We start from the raw sequence: 16,105 nt of genomic DNA, 5'->3' as shown, positions 1-16,105 counted from the left end.
ATTTTTGTACAAACACCTATATCAGCAACTATTGATAGGCAAACAGTTTAAAGAGCAACCATTGCCGAGCGGGGGAAGCGGGGTTAGTCAATTGCAAGGGAGATGCAAATCAATTATGTTTTCTCGATGATGGAAAAGGCCACTCTTGCTACCACCAGTGGAGCTTTAATTCCATGAGCCACACCACCACTCCCATACAGCCAAACATCTAGCAAGCCATTTTATATGCCAAAGAAAACCCTAAGCCGAGCACTTAATGAGTAGTGCCCTCTCAAGAGCTAAGGTCTATTGGAAGAGCTAGGCCATTGCACTTTCAGCAAATCACTATCAGCGGTTTGAAAACGGGTTTTCAGCAGGCGATCGCCATCCGGATGTAAATGAAACTCCCAGTAATCCGTACTTTTGGAAAGTAGCTGCTTGCGCTTTTGTTTAGTTTTTAAATCATACTGTACTAAGTAGCTGTGTCCATAAACCGGTTCGCTAAAATACACATAGTCACCCTGAACCTGCCAGGTGCTGCCACTGAGATAGGTGAAATTATGAATAAATTGTCGCTCGCCGTGCTCATCACGCTGGTACAGTTTTAACTCATGATCAATCAGAAAATCGCGGCCATCCTTTAGCTGCCTTAGATAACTTAGCCCAGCCTCCAGATAGCGAGTCTCTTCGCTTGCAATATCGTAACTGTAAAGATCACTATTATCGCCATTTATACGGGCGTAAAAGACTTTTTTAGAATCCCGACTCCAAGAAGGCGGTCCTACTTTTTCCAGCTCACTACTGATGTATTTGAAATCCAGGCTCGTCAAGTCGAGAATAAATAAACGATCCTCCAGCCTACCAAGCAACCATCGTTGATCCGGACTTTGCACCATTTCGCGAACGACTTCACGAGGGTTAAACTCCAATAAGACATCGGCATTACCCCTAAGATTATGCTGCACAATAGCTGCCGTCTTTTCATCTTTTTGCGTATAGAAGATAGAGGTCCCATCACGGCTGTACATGGGGTGAAATTCAGCCTTTTCGGATTCGAGCAGCAACATTGCCTTATTGCTAGTGACAACAAATGGATTGGCGATCTCTTTTACATCGGTATAATTCATACCATGTTGCCGCATATAAAAGCAGCTAGGACCGCAATCATAAAAAGCATCATTTAGCCCTGGTAAGGTCCCACCCTGAGGCCAGATTCTATCACTTGCGATACTGTAATAACTCAGCTCACCTTTAAAGCTGCCAATGATCAGACCCGCCCGACTACCATCATCTGAATCAATGGCACTGGACTTTGATAACCATAAGACTTTGTTTCCAAAGAAACTTAAATTTCTTTCTACCACCAGACTATTGTTTTGCAAATCCATAATTGTCATTGCGTAACGACGACCTACGACGTTTTTGAGAATGGCTAAATAATGCCCATCGGGTGATTCTTTTGCATAGAATGCACCATAGCCTTGCTTAGCTGAATAGGTAATCTGCTCAATCTCTTCGGTCTCAATGTGATAGCGAAAAATCTCCCAAGGCTCTGAATAGCTCGCTTCATGTAAAAAATATACCGCCGCCCCATCAGCCGACCAACTGATCAAACGGCGAGCATGATCTCCTAAAGAAGCCCGTTTGGGCGTAACCAAACCTCGATCGGGATCAAAATCGGCTATATAGATTGCGGAGGGCCCAGCTTCTTCTGCCTTATGGTTATAGGCTATTTTTTGTCCATCTGGTGAGAACAAGCCATGATAAAAATCACCATCTCCATGACTTATCTTTGTAAGCAAGGCATTTCCTAAGTCCTTAACATAAAGCTGACTTCTTTCATCATCCTGAGCTCGATAAGAAAACAAAAGCCGCTGGCTCGCCTCGTGAAAACTACCATCGGCCTCTGCGCCAGATAAAGACGTAAGCCGCTCCGTATTGGGACTTGAAGAAAGCTCTATGGAATCAGTCGGTTTTTGCTTGAAAAGGCCTACGCCAAGAGTCATTAGGACCGCTAGAAATAGCAATAACATGACCGCAAGCATAGGCCTGTGATTTAGCAGCGTCTTGTTTAGGCGAGGACGAATTGCACGAACCGGAGCAACTAAAACATAGCCCTGTAAAGGCTTGGTTTTGATATAGATAGGATTTTTAGCGTCATCTCCCAACGCTAAACGCAGCTTTTTGACCGCCCGGCGCAAGGAATCATCAGACACCACACGCCCCCGCCAGACATGTTCAAGTAATTCTTCGCGAGAGGCCAGCTCCCCCGGTCTCTGAGCTAGGTACAGCAAAAAATCACACAGTAAAGGCTCCAATTTAAGCAGCGTTTCACCGCGTTGAAGCTCACAGCGACCTGGATTAAAACTCCAGTCGGCTATTTCTAGGATCTCAACATCTTGATTCAAAGATTTAGAATTTTCCATTAATTCAATAACTTACAGCTGTGACTATTTGTGATCAGATATTTTACACCACGGTAACAGAAGATCCTAAAAACTCATTAGCGTGCCGTCAATAGAACTGCTTTAGTCGGCCTCTTCGCCAATGGTGGCGATCACTAAAGAACCCGGTACACAGGAAAAGGTAATGAAGCAGCAACGATTTATTCACTATCTAGCCAATAAACAACAACTGAGTAAAGTACTCACTTTTTGTCTATTGGGCGTATCCACCATAGCAAACTTCACAAACGCCCAAAGCCTCGATAAACCCGTAGTCCAAACGGCCAAGGTGGAGGCGTGGCCAGCAGGTCTTAGCAAAACACTTTACTGCGTTGTCAGCACCCCTCAACTTTTTCAAAGCAATAGCCAAAGCAGCTCAGAACTCTTAACAATATTACCCATCGGGGCTCAAGTTAAGGCCGGCGAGCTGGTCGCGCTACAGGACGACTTTTACCTTAGGCAAGACCTTAAACAGTTAAAAATAGATGAACAACTGGCTCAAGCTGAATTAGCTCACGCCCGCGGTGAGTATCAGCGGTTAGCCGTGCTGAGCCAAAAAGACATGATCAGCAAAGCGCAACTGAGCGAAGCTGCACTAATCCAAACCCGAGCAAAACTGCAACTTGAGAGTCTAAACAACAAAACACGAACCTTAGAAAGAAGAATAGAAAGTTTAGAGCATCGTGCGCCATTTAGGGCCCAGGTTTTAAGGGTGGACGCTGAGCCTGGTCAGCAATTGAGCACAGGGCAAAGCCTATTCCAACTATTGCCACTTGAATACAAACAGCTGGAATGCAAGCTCCCCCTTGATATTGCCAAAGAGCTTAAGCTGCTTGGGCGACAGAGCTTTCATTACACACAGGCCCAATCTTCAAGCTTTAGTGCCGCAGATCTACAGTTTTCTGTGAGCTATGAATCCGGCTATACAGTAGGCCCAAATGAAGAGAGTAGTAAGCTTCTAAGCTTGCGTGCGCTTAGCCACAAAGCCGACAAAGATACGCAAAGCTTAGACATTTACCTAGAGCTGCAAAATCCGCAGCACCCCAGATTATTAATTGGTCAGCGGGTTAAAGTGAAAGTTCAGCAGCAACACGCTGACATCAGCCGAGTGCCCTATGATGCAATAAGTCTATCAGGCAATAGCTATGAACTATGGCAGCTAAAAGACGATAACAGCGTTAGCAAAATCTATCCTCATATCGTATCGACCAGTAAGAATCACTTTATTATTCGATCACCCTTACGAGCGGGAGATAAAGTGATTACCAGAGGACAGCGCGAGCTAAAGGAAAAGCAGCTTGTCTTTGTGGCAGGAGAGCCAACATGAATGATCAAAAGCGAGCCAGCCTGATATTAACTTGCACACTGCTCATTATACTTAGCGGTATTGTTGCAGCCTTTAGCCTGCCAAACAGTCTACTGCCCGATCTTTCCCGGCCACAGATAGAGTTATTTAGCCGCTGGCCCGGAAAGACAGCAAGACAAATAGAACAAAGCTTAATCGCGCCACTAGAACAACAATTAAGGGGCATTGCCGAGATGAGTGAGATGCGCTCCGACATCAGAGCAGGCAACGCCACCACCACACTGACATTTCAATCAGCGGCCGATATGAATCAAGCTTATATAAATGTACTGTCCGCTTCCAACCAAGTTCCAAGCTGGCCAAGCCAAGTAGCCAAACCATTAATTCGGGATTATAGCAATGGTGCTGGCGCTACTCTTGCGAGCTTTTTTGTTTATCACAAAAATAAATCTCAGAGCGATCCCAACGCATTAATTGATGCCTATAAACAATACATTGAGCCTGCATTCGCCAAGATAAAAGGCGTTTCAGGTGCGGTCGTAGGTACTCCAGTTGAGCGGCGTATCAATATTGAGCTAGATCCAGAGCGGCTCTCACAAAATTCATTAGAACAACCCGAAATTGTCGAAAAACTCCGTGGCTTTAGCGACCAATCTGGGGGCAAACTGACGTTCGGCGCACGCGAATACGATCTTCAGTTTAAAGGACAGCTTTCTTTTGCTCAGTTAAGTACGGTGCCAATCACAGCAAACGAGCAGCACATTATACGGCTCGGCGATATCGCCAATATCCAAACCGAGCTTAGCTCACCCTGGGATTACTTTGCACTCGAAGGCAAACCCTCATTCTACTTTTTCGTACAGCCAAGTAGCGGCATAAATGCGCTCAACACCATCGCTCGTATCAAACAGACAATAACAGAACTCAATAACGGCCCATTACATTCTCGGGGCATAGAGCTTGCCATCAGCCGTGATGACTCGCTCGCCATCACAAACGCTTTGCAATTAGTTTATGGCAGTTTAATTTTGGGGATGTTGCTAGCTTGTGCCGTACTCTATTACTTTTTAAGAAACCACATTTCTGTCGGCCTGACATTCTTAAGCATTCCTTTTTGCCTATCAATAGTCGTCCTACTGATGTCTGTCTCTGGTTACAGTTTTAATGTTATTTCACTGGCCGGCATTGCTCTTTCGATAGGCTTGATCATGGATGCTGCCATTATCGTCATTGAGGCCTTAAATCGATCAAAACAACAAAAGCTTTCCCTGGCGAAAACTTTGAAAGAGCTAAGATCAGCACTATTCTCATCAACCCTATCCAGTATTATCGTTTTTTTGCCGATGCTATTTATGAGTTCAATCGAAGGGAAGCTTTTTCAGGATTTGGCTTTTACAATATCTGCTGCGCTAGCCGCTTCAGCGGTCTTTGCACTGTGGGTGCTACCCATTCTTTATCAACGCCTCATGCCCTCAAAAAATTGGAAAACCTCAGCCAGAGCAAACAAGCCGATCTTAAATAATGAACCCGACTTAGCACAAGCACCCTCCAAACCCCCAACGATAAAATCACCAGCAAAAAATACCTTTAAGAAAAAACTTGCTACCTTACTTACCCTTGGGGCACACAATCGAACTGCGGCGATTTGCCTCCTCCTGCTCAGCATTCCAATAGCTACATTCGTTATCATAGAAATTCGCCCAGCGATCGATGTCCTGCCTGATCCAAAGCAAAATATTATGTCGAGTTTTATTCGCTTTGAAGAGCCACTATCAAAGGACACTGTTAGAGAAGAGTACGCCAAGCTATTGGCGGATAGAATTGAGCGCGAACTACAACAAAGCATAGACTTGGGTATAAGAACTTATGGATTATTTTGCTTTCCAAATCGCTGTCAACTGTATTTTCATACCAATGGCAAACAGAAATTTAGCGTATTAAAAGAATGGTTAGAGAGCAGAGTCACTGTTGATTTAGTTGGCACCAGTGTATTTACCGTACAGGGAAGCCTATTGCGTTTTGCACTCCCTAATAATCGCAGCACTTGGCTGGATATCAAAGGTGCCGATTTACCACAGCTACAAAAAGCAGGGTTGGGTCTTCTTCAGTACCTAAAGGCCAAGCACCCTAAGGCGAGAATAGAGGAAGCTACCCCGTTGATAAACAGATCGACACAGGTGGAATTCACAGCTAAACGAGATCAACTCATCCACTTAGGATTAAGCCCTGAGGAGCTTAAGCAACGGCTATTAGTATTAAGCGACGGTATGTATTTAGGTGATTTTTATATCAATTCAGCTACCCTGCCCCTTTATTTAAAATCGAAGCAAGCTGACTACCTGGATGAACTACTGGACACCGAAATTTATATTCGCCATCACGGGCTAGTTCCGCTGCGCCAGCTGAGCAACGTTAAGATCAAATCGGTACCCGATTCAATCTTTCGAGTTAACGGTGAAGTCGCAAGCTCTATTAGCGTAACCCCGCCAGACGGCACCCCAATGGGAAAATTTAGCGAACAATTACAGCGCGATGTCGCAGAATATATGGAAGCAAAGCACCCCCACTTACACTTAAGTTATCGCGGTAGCGCTGATCAATTGGGCGCTTTCCTGCAGGAGTTCGTCGCAATATTCTTGATTGCTGTCGCTCTATTAGCCGTACTGATGCAGCTGACCCTTGGCTCCTGGAAATTCGCCTTGGCCGTTCTATTATCAATGCCACTTGCGATATTAGGAGGCATGTTGAATTTAAAGCTATTAAGTTTATTTGTGCCGCAGAATCTGGATATCATTACCATGATCGGCTTTGTTATTCTAATGGGACTGGTCATTAACAACGCAATCTTACTGGTAAGCCAGTACCAGCAGGCTGCACTTCAAGGACAATCCCAAAGAGAAGCCATTTTAAGTGCAGTGTTCGCGCGCAAACAGGCTATCTATTTGAGTGCCAGTACCAGCATTCTTGGCATGCTTCCTCTGATGATCAATCCCGCCAGTAGTGCGGAGATTTATCGTGGGCTTGCAGCGGTAATTTGCGGGGGGATGTTGTTTAGCGCACTATTTGGTATCAGTTTTATGAGTGCATTGCTATCATTGCCGTTCTTTAAAAACAGCAAAGCACCTTCAGAAACAGCTAAGCTGCCCCACGCCCAAAATGAAGCAGCACTTCCTATCTAGCTTGAAGTGGCAGGTGTCAATATTCGCCTGCCATTTTCTCACTCTGGGATATACCAGAAAGGCCTGAATCACAATCTACGCAACTGCTACAAACCTACATAACAAGCAACTTCAAAAATATCAGGCCTACCTTCTTCATTGCCGAAGTAACAAACTTCTTCCCACTCGCTACTTTCTTCATCAAGCTGACAAATCGCAAACTCTAGCTTGTACTGTTTGGCCATTTTGTACAGGAAATTTAAAGGCAACTTCAATTGCTCAGCCTTTTTCACCTGCACCAATAATGCGCACGATCGCTCATCCAAAACCGTGGAAAAATGTTCATTATCCTTGACCCAAGTTTCCAGCTGTTCATCCAGCTCGGATTTGTGCTCTAGAAGCTCTTCATCATGACAGGCTATTAGTAGTTGCATGGAAATACTCTGTGAATTCTATATTTAAGGCTACAAGGCCACGGACAGGCTAATGGTAATAAGTAGGCAAATTTAGGAGTTAGCCTGCAACACCCAATCAATGACTTCATCAAAATGATCAGCGATCAAATCGGGCTTGTGTTGGTGTAGTACATCCACCTCATGCACTCCATAACTCACACCAATACGAGGCATGTCTATTGCCTCAGCCATTGCCAGATCAAAACTTGTATCTCCAACCATCACCGATTGTTGCGCTGGACGGCCAAACTCCGTAAGTAGCTCCTCTAACATTAAGGGGTGGGGTTTAGAGCGAGTTTCATCGGCGCAGCGGCTGCCATGGAAGTAGTCTTCCATCTCTAAACGAGCTAAAACCCGATCCAGGCCTCTGCGGCTTTTTCCGGTAGCAACCGCCAAAGTGAAACCATTACTTTTTAGCTTTTCTAAGCCTTCAATAACACCGTCAAATAACGGCGCTGGTATTTGATCGGCCTTAATGTAGTGGGAGGAATACATTTCACGCATGGTATCCCACTGGGCTTGGCTACCTTCGGGGTATAGCGTGCTAATAGCTTCAGGCAAACCCAAGCCAATAATTTTCTGCACTTGTGAGCCCGGCAACTCTGGTAGCTTGGCATCATCTGCGGCTAACTGCATGCAACTTACAATTTTGTCAGCTGAATTACTGAGCGTCCCATCCCAATCGAAAATACACAGCATTTAAAGGGTTCCTATTTACAATGACATCTAGATTTATGCTGACCTTGCTTACACTGCCAAGCATTAAATTCGTTTACGCTACTTGAAACAACTATAGAGGTATCTCTTGTAGCTTTGCCAGCGGCTCGGCTAGATCGGGCCACAGTGGCGCCTCAACAAGCCGCGGCTGTTCTTCGTCTGGCAAGGTAAACTGTAGGGCTGCTGCGTGAAGAAATAGGCGCTTGAAGCCTTGCTTGCGCATTTGAAGGTTAAGCTCATCGTCGCCGTATTTTTCATCCCCCAACAAAGCATGCCCTTGCGATTGGGCATGCACACGGATTTGATGGGTCCGCCCTGTCACCGGTTTGGCTTGTATTAGACTGAAGCCATCAAAACGACGTAGGACTTTAAATTCTGTTCGACTGGCCTTGCCTTCAGGTGAGACCTTAACAATTCGATTGCCGCCTGCTACTTCTATACGCAATAAAGGCGCGTCTACATACTGCTTACGTTTTGACCACTGCCCAATAACTAGGGCCTGGTAAAATTTTTGGATATTACGGCGCTGACGAAGCTCTTCTTGTAAATAACGCAACATACTGCGCTTGCGGGCTATTAATATACAACCTGAGGTATCACGATCTAAACGGTGCACCAATTCCAAATAGCGGTCATTAGGCCGTAGCTGCCTCAGCGACTCAATTAAACCTAGGTTTACACCACTACCACCATGCACCGCTAAACCGGCCGGTTTATTTACCACCAATAAACCTGGCAATTCCAGCAAAATGGAGTTTTCGAGCAAACGCCCCATGGACTGACTTACCGCTGCTTGTGGCGCCTGTTCTTTTAGGGTTACCGGTGGAATACGTACCACATCAGCAGCAGCTAACTTATACTCTGGCTTGATACGTTTTTTATTAACACGTACCTCACCTTTACGCAGCAAGCGATATATTCGCGAACGCGGTACTCCCTTAAGGCGTGCCGCCAAAAAGTTATCCACGCGCTGCCCCGCCTGATCGGCATCAATTTCAAGCAATACCACTTTGCGGCCAATATCAGCGGAATCCACTCAACCTTCCTTTATACGTTCGAAATAAGGTATTTAGACGACAAATCGTCTTTGTAATCAAAAGCCGGCCATCTTAGCAGATAACTGCACAACAAGCTCAAAGCACTTATATTTGCAGGGCAAGGGGCAAGGGGCTATACTCGCCAAGCAGTTTGGGCTGGTTTTCGGACAAGTCCGGCGCGCCTGTTCGTGGAAGTGCTACCTTTAATAAGTGAGGAGCTTAAAATCCACAGCAGCCTATGAAAGATGATGTATAGGCTGTACTAAAGATGAGAATTACCCCAAGCGGGTATAACAGGCATAGATTGGCGCCAGATCCTCCCAGAAAATACCGCCAAACAGGCTCTCTATATGGGCCAAGCAGTTAGCCAGTGGCGACTGCACATGATTCAACAGTGACATCTGCAAAAGCAGATTGTCTTAAGGCCTATCCCCGAGTTTTAGCTGCGGCTTACTCCAGCGGATAGATAATGAAGTAACAGCGCGTGGCGCTGAGTAGATCTGTTGACGAAGTTTTATACGCTGATGACTGCATTAACAAAGCAGGCAACAGAAAAAGCCAAGCAAGCCAATACCTAAAGACCGGCTTGTTCTTGATAAGCAGTATGATTGCTACTTTTTAGGCATCAGCGCAGAAGTTTAGAGAATGCACAAGGTGCAGCACCACCTCAAAGGTGGCCAGCGGTTAAGTAAAACCGCCATAGCTAAAGGGGCTAAACGTCGCCATAAATAGGCGCTACCCCCCTAACAGGCATAGGCTTGCTATGAGCTGTAACCAGAGCACTGAGCTTTAACTAAAGTGCGTAAACACAGGGCCTGTGGGCCTGTGTTGCTATCTTAAGCACAACCTCGTCCATAGTTCTACCTATGCCCGTGCAGCAATGGTAGGAACACCATGAAGAGAATGTTAATCAACGCTACACAGCCAGAAGAGCTGCGCGTAGCACTTGTCGATGGCCAATGGCTATACGATCTTGATATTGAAAATCGCACCCGCGAACAGAAAAAAGCAAATATTTATAAGGGTAAAATTACCCGCATCGAACCAAGCCTTGAGGCCGCGTTTGTAGACTACGGCGCTGAACGTCACGGCTTCCTTCCTCTTAAAGAAATCTCCCGCGAATATTTCCTCAAACAGCCTAAAGACATCGAAGGCCGCATTAAGATTAAAGATGTGGTTAAAGAAGGCATGGAAGTTATCGTTCAGATTGAAAAAGAAGAGCGCGGTAACAAAGGTGCAGCCCTGACAACATTTGTTAGCCTAGCGGGCCGCTATCTTGTATTAATGCCAAACAACCCGCGTGCCGGCGGCATTTCACGCCGTATTGATGGCGATGATCGCAGTGAACTGCGTGAAGCGCTTTCATCTATCGAAGTACCGCAGGGCATGGGCATCATTGTCCGCACAGCTGGCGTAGGCCGCAGCTCTGAAGAGCTGCAGTGGGATTTAGACAATCTACTGAATCTATGGAGTAAGCTCAGAACTGAGGCAGACAATGAAACCGCCCCAGCTTTCTTATTCCAAGAAAGCAATGTCATCATCCGCGCCATTCGTGACTATTTACGTCCGGACATTGGCGAAGTCGTGGTTGATAACCGCGAAGCCTATGATTTGGTTCAAGTGTTTATCTCGCACTTTATGCCAAATTATCACAGCAAAATTAAATATTACGAAGACGATATCCCTCTATTCAATCGCTATCAGATTGAAAGCCAAATCGAGACCGCCTTTGAGCGTGAAGTTAAGCTGCCATCAGGTGGCTCGATTGTAATCGACGTTACAGAAGCGTTGATCTCTATCGACATCAACTCCTCGCGCGCAACTAAAGGCGGCGATATCGAAGAAACGGCATTGCAAACCAACTTAGAAGCAGCCGATGAAATTGCTCGCCAGCTACGCTTACGTGATATGGGCGGCTTAGTCGTTATCGACTTCATCGATATGCAACCGGCTCGTAACCAGCGTGAAGTTGAAAACCGCATGCGCGAAGCGCTGAATATGGACCGAGCCCGAGTCCAAGTCGGTCGCATTTCTCGCTTTGGCTTACTAGAAATGTCACGCCAACGCCTACGACCATCGCTTGGAGAAACCACTTCTAAGGTATGCCCTCGCTGTAGCGGTCAAGGTACTATCCGAGGAACCAAATCACTTGCACTATCTATTCTTCGCTTAGTTGAAGAAGAAGCGAAAAAAGAGCGTAGCGCTGAAATTCGCACTATTGCTCCGGTAGCTGTGGCGACCTATCTACTTAATGAAAAACGCTCCACGATCTCAGCTATCGAGCAGCGTAATGAGACCCGTGTCGTTATCGTACCTGATGCCGATATGGTCACTCCTCACTTCGACGTTCAACGCCTTCGCGATGATGAGGCGGTAACAGTTGAAACCAGCTACAAGATCACAACTGGCAATGAAGAAGTATCAGAGGACACCAAACCTGCTGATAAAGCAGCACCGGTTAACAAGCCAGCCGTACAGTTTGTAGCGCCAAGCCAACCCGCACCTAAAGCTGAAGAAAAGAAAGAGCCAGGCTTAATCAGCAAACTCTTAAGCGCGCTTGCTGGCTTATTCAGCAGCGATGAAAAAGACAAGAAAAAGTCTAACAACAATAAGCGCAAAGGTCGCGGCAACCAGAACAATCGCAACCGTAATAATCGCAACAACCGCAACCGCAACGGCCAAGGTAAAAATCGCGACGACAACCGCAACAATCGTGACGATAACCGCAGCAACAAGAGCGAGAACAGTCGCGATAACCGCAATAAAAATCGCGATAAGAACAAGCGCAATCAAGATCGCCCTGAGGCAGAAAATAACGATCGCCAACAGGAGCGTAGCAATGAAGGTCGTGGGAACCGCCGCAACCGCCGCGGTCGTAACAATGACCGCAATAACGACCGCAATGAGCGCAATAACGACAACAAAGCGGTAAACGAGCCTAACAAGCAAGATAAAGACGAAAGTAGCAACGACGAAAATCGTCCTGCGAAGCGTCCTAGCAATCGTCGTGGCCGCCCTCAGCAACGCCGTCGTGGAAAAGGTGAAAACCGCAACGCGGAAGGAAATACCGAGCAAGGCAACGCGGCCACCCAAGCGCCAGAAACAGGAAAAGCAGAAGCCAAAGCCGATACGGCAAAAGCCGAAAAGCCCCAGACAGCTGCCAAGCCAAAACAGCCCAAGGCTGACGCCAAACCAGCACCGGCTGACAGCCAGGCGCCCGCAGCCGTAGCCGCGACAGCTTTAGCGGCCGCTACCGCAGTAGCCGCGCTGACCGAGGAAGAACCGAAAGCTAAGCAGGAATCTCAAAGCCCTGCTGCGCCAGCCGATGAGCAGCAAAACGTCGACTTGGAGCAGCAACTTGCCGCCGCCATTGACGCCAAGGTTCGAGCTGATGAAGAAACCAAAGCCAAGCAACAACCGGTCGAAGAAGCCTTAGGTGAAAAGCTTGCTCAAGCTGAGGAAGCCAGCCAAGAGACAGCCGTAGAAGCTACTGAAGTTGCAGCAACTGAAAGCAAAGAGCCTGCCGAGCAAATCGGCTCTGAAGAGACAGCTGCAAGCGCATCCCAAGCAAGCTCCGAAACTTCTGCTGAAACCCAGGGCGAGCTTAATTTCGATGCCAACGAAGCGGCTGCAGAAAATACCGCGCCAGCGGTAGCAAAAGCTGCAAGCGAATTGGCAGAGGAACCACAGCAAGAAGTGGCAGCTAGCAACGAGGAAACGGCCACCGCTAAGCGTGAATACACCCGCCCAAGCAACGACCCGCGCTTAAACCCACAACCTGTGAGTGTTAGCGTGCAATCTGTTCAAGCCAAAGCGTATCTTGGCCAAGCCTTAGATACTGCCGAGCCTTCACCGATTAATCACGATCCGCGCCCGTTAGCCCGCGCAGCAAATGATCCTCGCGGCCCGAAAGCCAGCTAAATTTTAATCACATTGATTAAAAAGCCTCTAAAGGCCATTGTTCTTAAAGAACAATGGCCTTTTTTCTATAAAAAATAATGGTTTAGCATCTTGTACTTGGATTCGCCCTATGTATAATAGCGGCCTTCCGGTGGGGTGGCTGAGTGGTCGAAAGCGGCGGTCTTGAAAACCGTTGAGTGTAATAGCTCCCAGGGTTCGAATCCCTGCCCCACCGCCATATACAAAAAAACCTCAGTACGGAAGTACTGGGGTTTTTTTGTATATGGCGGTGGGGCTTGGGTGTGAGAGAAGCCTGACGGTTCGACAAAATGCGATTGAGCATTTTGAACAAGGAGCACAGCGACGACGCCCGCAGGGCGCAAATGGCCCCAAGGTCATTTGCGTTCATCCCGCAGAACTTTATGACGCGTTTTCGTGTCAAAGAAAGCTATAAGCCTGATAGACGCTACAGTAATATTACAAGCCCTTGAAAAACCAACGGTTTTTTAGCATAACTTAACCGCTTTTGGGGCTAGAACTTCACTGCCAGCTGCCCTATTATTAAGGCTGATTGGGTCTTTCTAAGACCAGCGATGATACCAAGGAGAATTTCCATGCAAGAAATCTATAGCAGCGCCCAGGCTCAGAACAGCAGTTTTGAAGTCAGCAAGGTTTTGCGCAATACCTACATGTTACTAGGCATGACCTTAGCATTTAGCGCATTAACCTGCGGCTTATCCATGGCCATGGGCCTTGGTCGTGGCGTTTCCTTAATTATGTCATTAGGCGCCCTAGCGCTTGTATGGTTCGTACTACCACGTACAGCTAATAGCAGCGCGGGCATTTACGTTGTATTCGGCTTCACCGGCTTATTGGGCGCCTCTCTAGGCCCAATCATCAACCACTACATGGCCGTGAGTGGCGGCAGCCAAATTATCTTCCAAGCCCTAGGCACTACGGCCCTGGTATTCTTTGGCCTATCTGCCTATGTACTGACCACCAAGAAAGATTTTAGCTTTATGGGTGGTTTCTTAATGACCGGCCTTATCGTTGCAATCGTGGCCATGCTAGCGCTGTTCGTAGCAAGCTTCTTTGGTGTTCATATTCCAGGTGCACAGCTAGCGATTAGCGCTGTTGTCGCGCTGTTGATGTCCGGCTTTATCCTATTCGACACCAGCCGTATTGTTAACGGTGGCGAGCGTAACTACATCATGGCCACCACTGCGCTTTACCTAGATATCTACAATCTGTTCAGCAGCTTGCTACATATCTTTGGCGTTATGGGCGACGACTAATAGTCACCCAAGTATTTCAAAAACGCTTCGTAAAAAGCCCAGCAATGCTGGGCTTTTTTATGCCCATGGATGGGAGGTATGCCGTAGACGCAGGGATGCGTAGAAACGGCGATGCCCATGGATGGGAGGTATGCCGTGGACGCAGGGATGCGTAGGAACGGCGATGCCCATGGATGGGAGGTATGCCGTGGGCGCATGGATGCTCAGGAACGGCGATGCCCATGGATGGGCGGTATGCCGTGAGCGCATGGACGCGCAGGAATGGCGATGCCCATGGATGGGAGGTATGCCTGCCGTTGGCGCAAGAACGGTAATATCTACACCGAAAAAATTTCCAAAACACGTCAAAGGACGAAAATGAGAGCCTAGACGCCTCAGCGACAACAATGGCGTTTTCTATCACCGCAGGAATCCGATAAAATCCGCACATGAACTACCTAATTAATGTCACTGCCCCGCCCAGCTCGCAAACAAGCCTTAGCGCTCTGCGCTTTTGCCAAGCTTTGTTGAAAAAGGGCCACAACATCAGCCGAGTGTTTTTCTATGGTGACGGCGTCTACAACGCCAACAGCTTATTAAGCCCACCGAGTGACGAAAACAATATGGAGCAGCGCTGGCGCGATTTTGGCAGCAACGAAGAGGTAGAACTGGTGGTTTGCATCGCCGCCGCCGTGCGCCGCGGCCTACTCAATGAGGAAGAGGCCAAGCGCTACAATAAGCCCGCCAGCAATATTCAGGCGCCTTTTATCGTCAGTGGCCTTGGGCAAATGATTGAAGGGGCTGTACTCGCCGATCGCAGTATTACCTTTAGCTGAGCAGAACATGAGTGAAGTACAAAAAAAGAACATTACCTTTATCTGCCGCCACTCTCCTTACGGAGGCAGTCAGGCCCGCGAGCTACTTGATGCCGCATTAGCTGGAGCGGCTTTTGATCAAAATATTAGCTTATTGTTTATGGGCGCTGGAATATTGCAGCTCGTAGAAGAACAGAATCCCAGCGCAATTGAGCAAAAAAACCTTGCCAAAATGTTGAGCATGCTGGCCTTGTACGATGTGGAAAATGTCTTTGTGCACGAGCAGGCACTTGAGCAGTTTGGCATCGAAGAAAAACAACTGCTCGATGTAGCTTTGCTAAAAAACAGCCTTAGCATACAAGAGTGGCTGCAAGAACAAGATATTTGCATGAGCCTATAAAATGAGCAGTTTACATACCATCAACACCCAACAGACAGAAGCAATGCAACATTGCAGCACTTGCTGTACAAGCAAGGACGCCATCCTATTTTTTGCCGACGGCGTGGTTCACACACTCATACAAAAAGAAATGGCAGCACTTAAGCAAAAAGGTATTGCACTCTATGCATTGAGCGATGACTTGATCGCTCGCGGCCTACCCACTGATTCAAGCCACGTTCAAGCCATTGACTACGATCGCTGGGTAGACTTAACAGAGAGCTACAAGAACAGCGTAAACTGGAGTTAATATGGCTGCACTCGATAACATTGCACGCGATAACGAAGGTTACCTAGTTAACGTAAGTGACTGGAACAAAACAATTGCCGAAGAGTTAGCCCAAGAAGAATCCCTCCAGCTTGAAGACGCACACTGGGAGATTATTGAGTTACTGCGCGACTTTTACGACGAATTTGAGCAGTCTCCCGCTATGCGGATTATGGTCAAGCAAGCTGCACTAAAACTGGGTAAAGAAAAAGGTAGCAGCATTTACTTTATGCGCTTGTTTCCTGGGAGCCCAGCTAAATTGGCTAGCAAGTTAGCAGGGCTACCGAAACCACTGAATTGCCTATAACTCATC

Annotated in this window: 12 protein-coding genes and 1 tRNA gene; 9 read left to right on the top strand and 4 right to left on the bottom strand. The window is 47.2% G+C overall.

Translation table 11 applies throughout. The annotated features are described in order from the left end of the window. Positions 1 to 278: 278 nt before the first annotated feature. On the bottom strand, positions 279 to 2,405 hold the full coding sequence (locus Q1A41_RS02955; protein ID WP_299974497.1) for a winged helix-turn-helix domain-containing protein: 2,127 nt from the start codon (positions 2,403 to 2,405) through the stop codon (positions 279 to 281). 163 nt (positions 2,406 to 2,568) lie between these two features. On the opposite strand from Q1A41_RS02955, the gene Q1A41_RS02950 reads away from it, so the two are divergent. Next, complete coding sequence (locus tag Q1A41_RS02950) at positions 2,569 to 3,750, top strand: efflux RND transporter periplasmic adaptor subunit (protein ID WP_299974494.1); 1,182 nt, start codon at positions 2,569 to 2,571, stop codon at positions 3,748 to 3,750. Beyond that, positions 3,747 to 6,908 carry an efflux RND transporter permease subunit gene (locus Q1A41_RS02945; protein ID WP_299974491.1) on the top strand — a complete coding sequence of 1,054 codons (3,162 nt, stop codon included), beginning with the start codon at positions 3,747 to 3,749 and terminating at the stop codon, positions 6,906 to 6,908. Before Q1A41_RS02950 ends, Q1A41_RS02945 begins: the two co-directional genes overlap by 4 nt. A gap of 86 nt (positions 6,909 to 6,994) precedes the next feature. Here the strand turns inward: Q1A41_RS02945 and Q1A41_RS02940 are convergent, their stop codons facing one another. The 3 genes from Q1A41_RS02940 to rluC all read right to left on the bottom strand — a co-directional run bounded on the left by Q1A41_RS02940 (position 6,995) and on the right by rluC (position 9,095). After that, positions 6,995 to 7,321, bottom strand: coding sequence for a hypothetical protein (locus Q1A41_RS02940; protein WP_299974487.1), 327 nt, complete (start codon positions 7,319 to 7,321; stop codon positions 6,995 to 6,997). 72 nt (positions 7,322 to 7,393) lie between these two features. Beyond that, positions 7,394 to 8,041 carry an HAD-IA family hydrolase gene (locus tag Q1A41_RS02935; protein ID WP_299974484.1) on the bottom strand — a complete coding sequence of 216 codons (648 nt, stop codon included), beginning with the start codon at positions 8,039 to 8,041 and terminating at the stop codon, positions 7,394 to 7,396. Between the two features lie 91 nt (positions 8,042 to 8,132). Next, positions 8,133 to 9,095, bottom strand: a complete 963-nt coding sequence (gene rluC, locus Q1A41_RS02930) for a 23S rRNA pseudouridine(955/2504/2580) synthase RluC (protein WP_299974481.1) — start codon at positions 9,093 to 9,095, stop codon at positions 8,133 to 8,135. 895 nt (positions 9,096 to 9,990) lie between these two features. Here rluC and rne point away from each other — a divergent pair. The 7 genes from rne (at position 9,991) to Q1A41_RS02895 (ending at position 16,099) form a co-directional block, all read left to right on the top strand. Next, on the top strand, positions 9,991 to 13,017 hold the full coding sequence (gene rne, locus Q1A41_RS02925) for a ribonuclease E (protein WP_299974478.1): 3,027 nt from the start codon (positions 9,991 to 9,993) through the stop codon (positions 13,015 to 13,017). A gap of 129 nt (positions 13,018 to 13,146) precedes the next feature. Continuing rightward, a tRNA-Ser gene (locus Q1A41_RS02920) sits at positions 13,147 to 13,234 on the top strand. A gap of 376 nt (positions 13,235 to 13,610) precedes the next feature. Further along, the gene (locus Q1A41_RS02915; RefSeq protein ID WP_299974475.1) at positions 13,611 to 14,291 is read left to right on the top strand and encodes a Bax inhibitor-1/YccA family protein; all 681 of its coding nucleotides are present in this window, start codon (positions 13,611 to 13,613) and stop codon (positions 14,289 to 14,291) included. A 428-nt stretch (positions 14,292 to 14,719) separates the two neighbouring features. Next, complete coding sequence (gene tusD, locus Q1A41_RS02910; RefSeq protein ID WP_299974472.1) at positions 14,720 to 15,106, top strand: sulfurtransferase complex subunit TusD; 387 nt, start codon at positions 14,720 to 14,722, stop codon at positions 15,104 to 15,106. A 7-nt stretch (positions 15,107 to 15,113) separates the two neighbouring features. Further along, positions 15,114 to 15,485, top strand: a complete 372-nt coding sequence (tusC, locus tag Q1A41_RS02905) for a sulfurtransferase complex subunit TusC (protein WP_299974469.1) — start codon at positions 15,114 to 15,116, stop codon at positions 15,483 to 15,485. A 1-nt stretch (position 15,486) separates the two neighbouring features. Continuing rightward, positions 15,487 to 15,774 carry a sulfurtransferase complex subunit TusB gene (gene tusB / locus Q1A41_RS02900; RefSeq protein ID WP_299974466.1) on the top strand — a complete coding sequence of 96 codons (288 nt, stop codon included), beginning with the start codon at positions 15,487 to 15,489 and terminating at the stop codon, positions 15,772 to 15,774. 1 nt (position 15,775) lies between these two features. Continuing rightward, entirely contained in the window at positions 15,776 to 16,099 is a 324-nt protein-coding gene (locus tag Q1A41_RS02895) for a TusE/DsrC/DsvC family sulfur relay protein (protein WP_299974463.1), read from the top strand. Positions 16,100 to 16,105: the final 6 nt, after the last annotated feature.

It is taken from the genome of uncultured Pseudoteredinibacter sp., assembly GCF_947502065.1.
GTDB lineage: Bacteria > Pseudomonadota > Gammaproteobacteria > Pseudomonadales > Cellvibrionaceae > Pseudoteredinibacter.
This window is presented reverse-complemented; position numbering and strand designations above follow the sequence as displayed.

Bases quoted from the DNA above. Each gene is read 5' to 3' on its own strand.
- Q1A41_RS02955 (WP_299974497.1), bottom strand. From the start codon at position 2,405: ATGGAAAATTCTAAATCTTTGAATCAAGATGTTGAGATCCTAGAAATA.
- Q1A41_RS02950 (WP_299974494.1), top strand. From the start codon at position 2,569: ATGAAGCAGCAACGATTTATTCACTATCTAGCCAATAAACAACAACTG.
- Q1A41_RS02945 (WP_299974491.1), top strand. From the start codon at position 3,747: ATGAATGATCAAAAGCGAGCCAGCCTGATATTAACTTGCACACTGCTC.
- Q1A41_RS02940 (WP_299974487.1), bottom strand. From the start codon at position 7,321: ATGCAACTACTAATAGCCTGTCATGATGAAGAGCTTCTAGAGCACAAA.
- Q1A41_RS02935 (WP_299974484.1), bottom strand. From the start codon at position 8,041: ATGCTGTGTATTTTCGATTGGGATGGGACGCTCAGTAATTCAGCTGAC.
- rne (WP_299974478.1), top strand. From the start codon at position 9,991: ATGAAGAGAATGTTAATCAACGCTACACAGCCAGAAGAGCTGCGCGTA.
- Q1A41_RS02915 (WP_299974475.1), top strand. From the start codon at position 13,611: ATGCAAGAAATCTATAGCAGCGCCCAGGCTCAGAACAGCAGTTTTGAA.
- tusD (WP_299974472.1), top strand. From the start codon at position 14,720: ATGAACTACCTAATTAATGTCACTGCCCCGCCCAGCTCGCAAACAAGC.
- tusC (WP_299974469.1), top strand. From the start codon at position 15,114: ATGAGTGAAGTACAAAAAAAGAACATTACCTTTATCTGCCGCCACTCT.
- tusB (WP_299974466.1), top strand. From the start codon at position 15,487: ATGAGCAGTTTACATACCATCAACACCCAACAGACAGAAGCAATGCAA.
- Q1A41_RS02895 (WP_299974463.1), top strand. From the start codon at position 15,776: ATGGCTGCACTCGATAACATTGCACGCGATAACGAAGGTTACCTAGTT.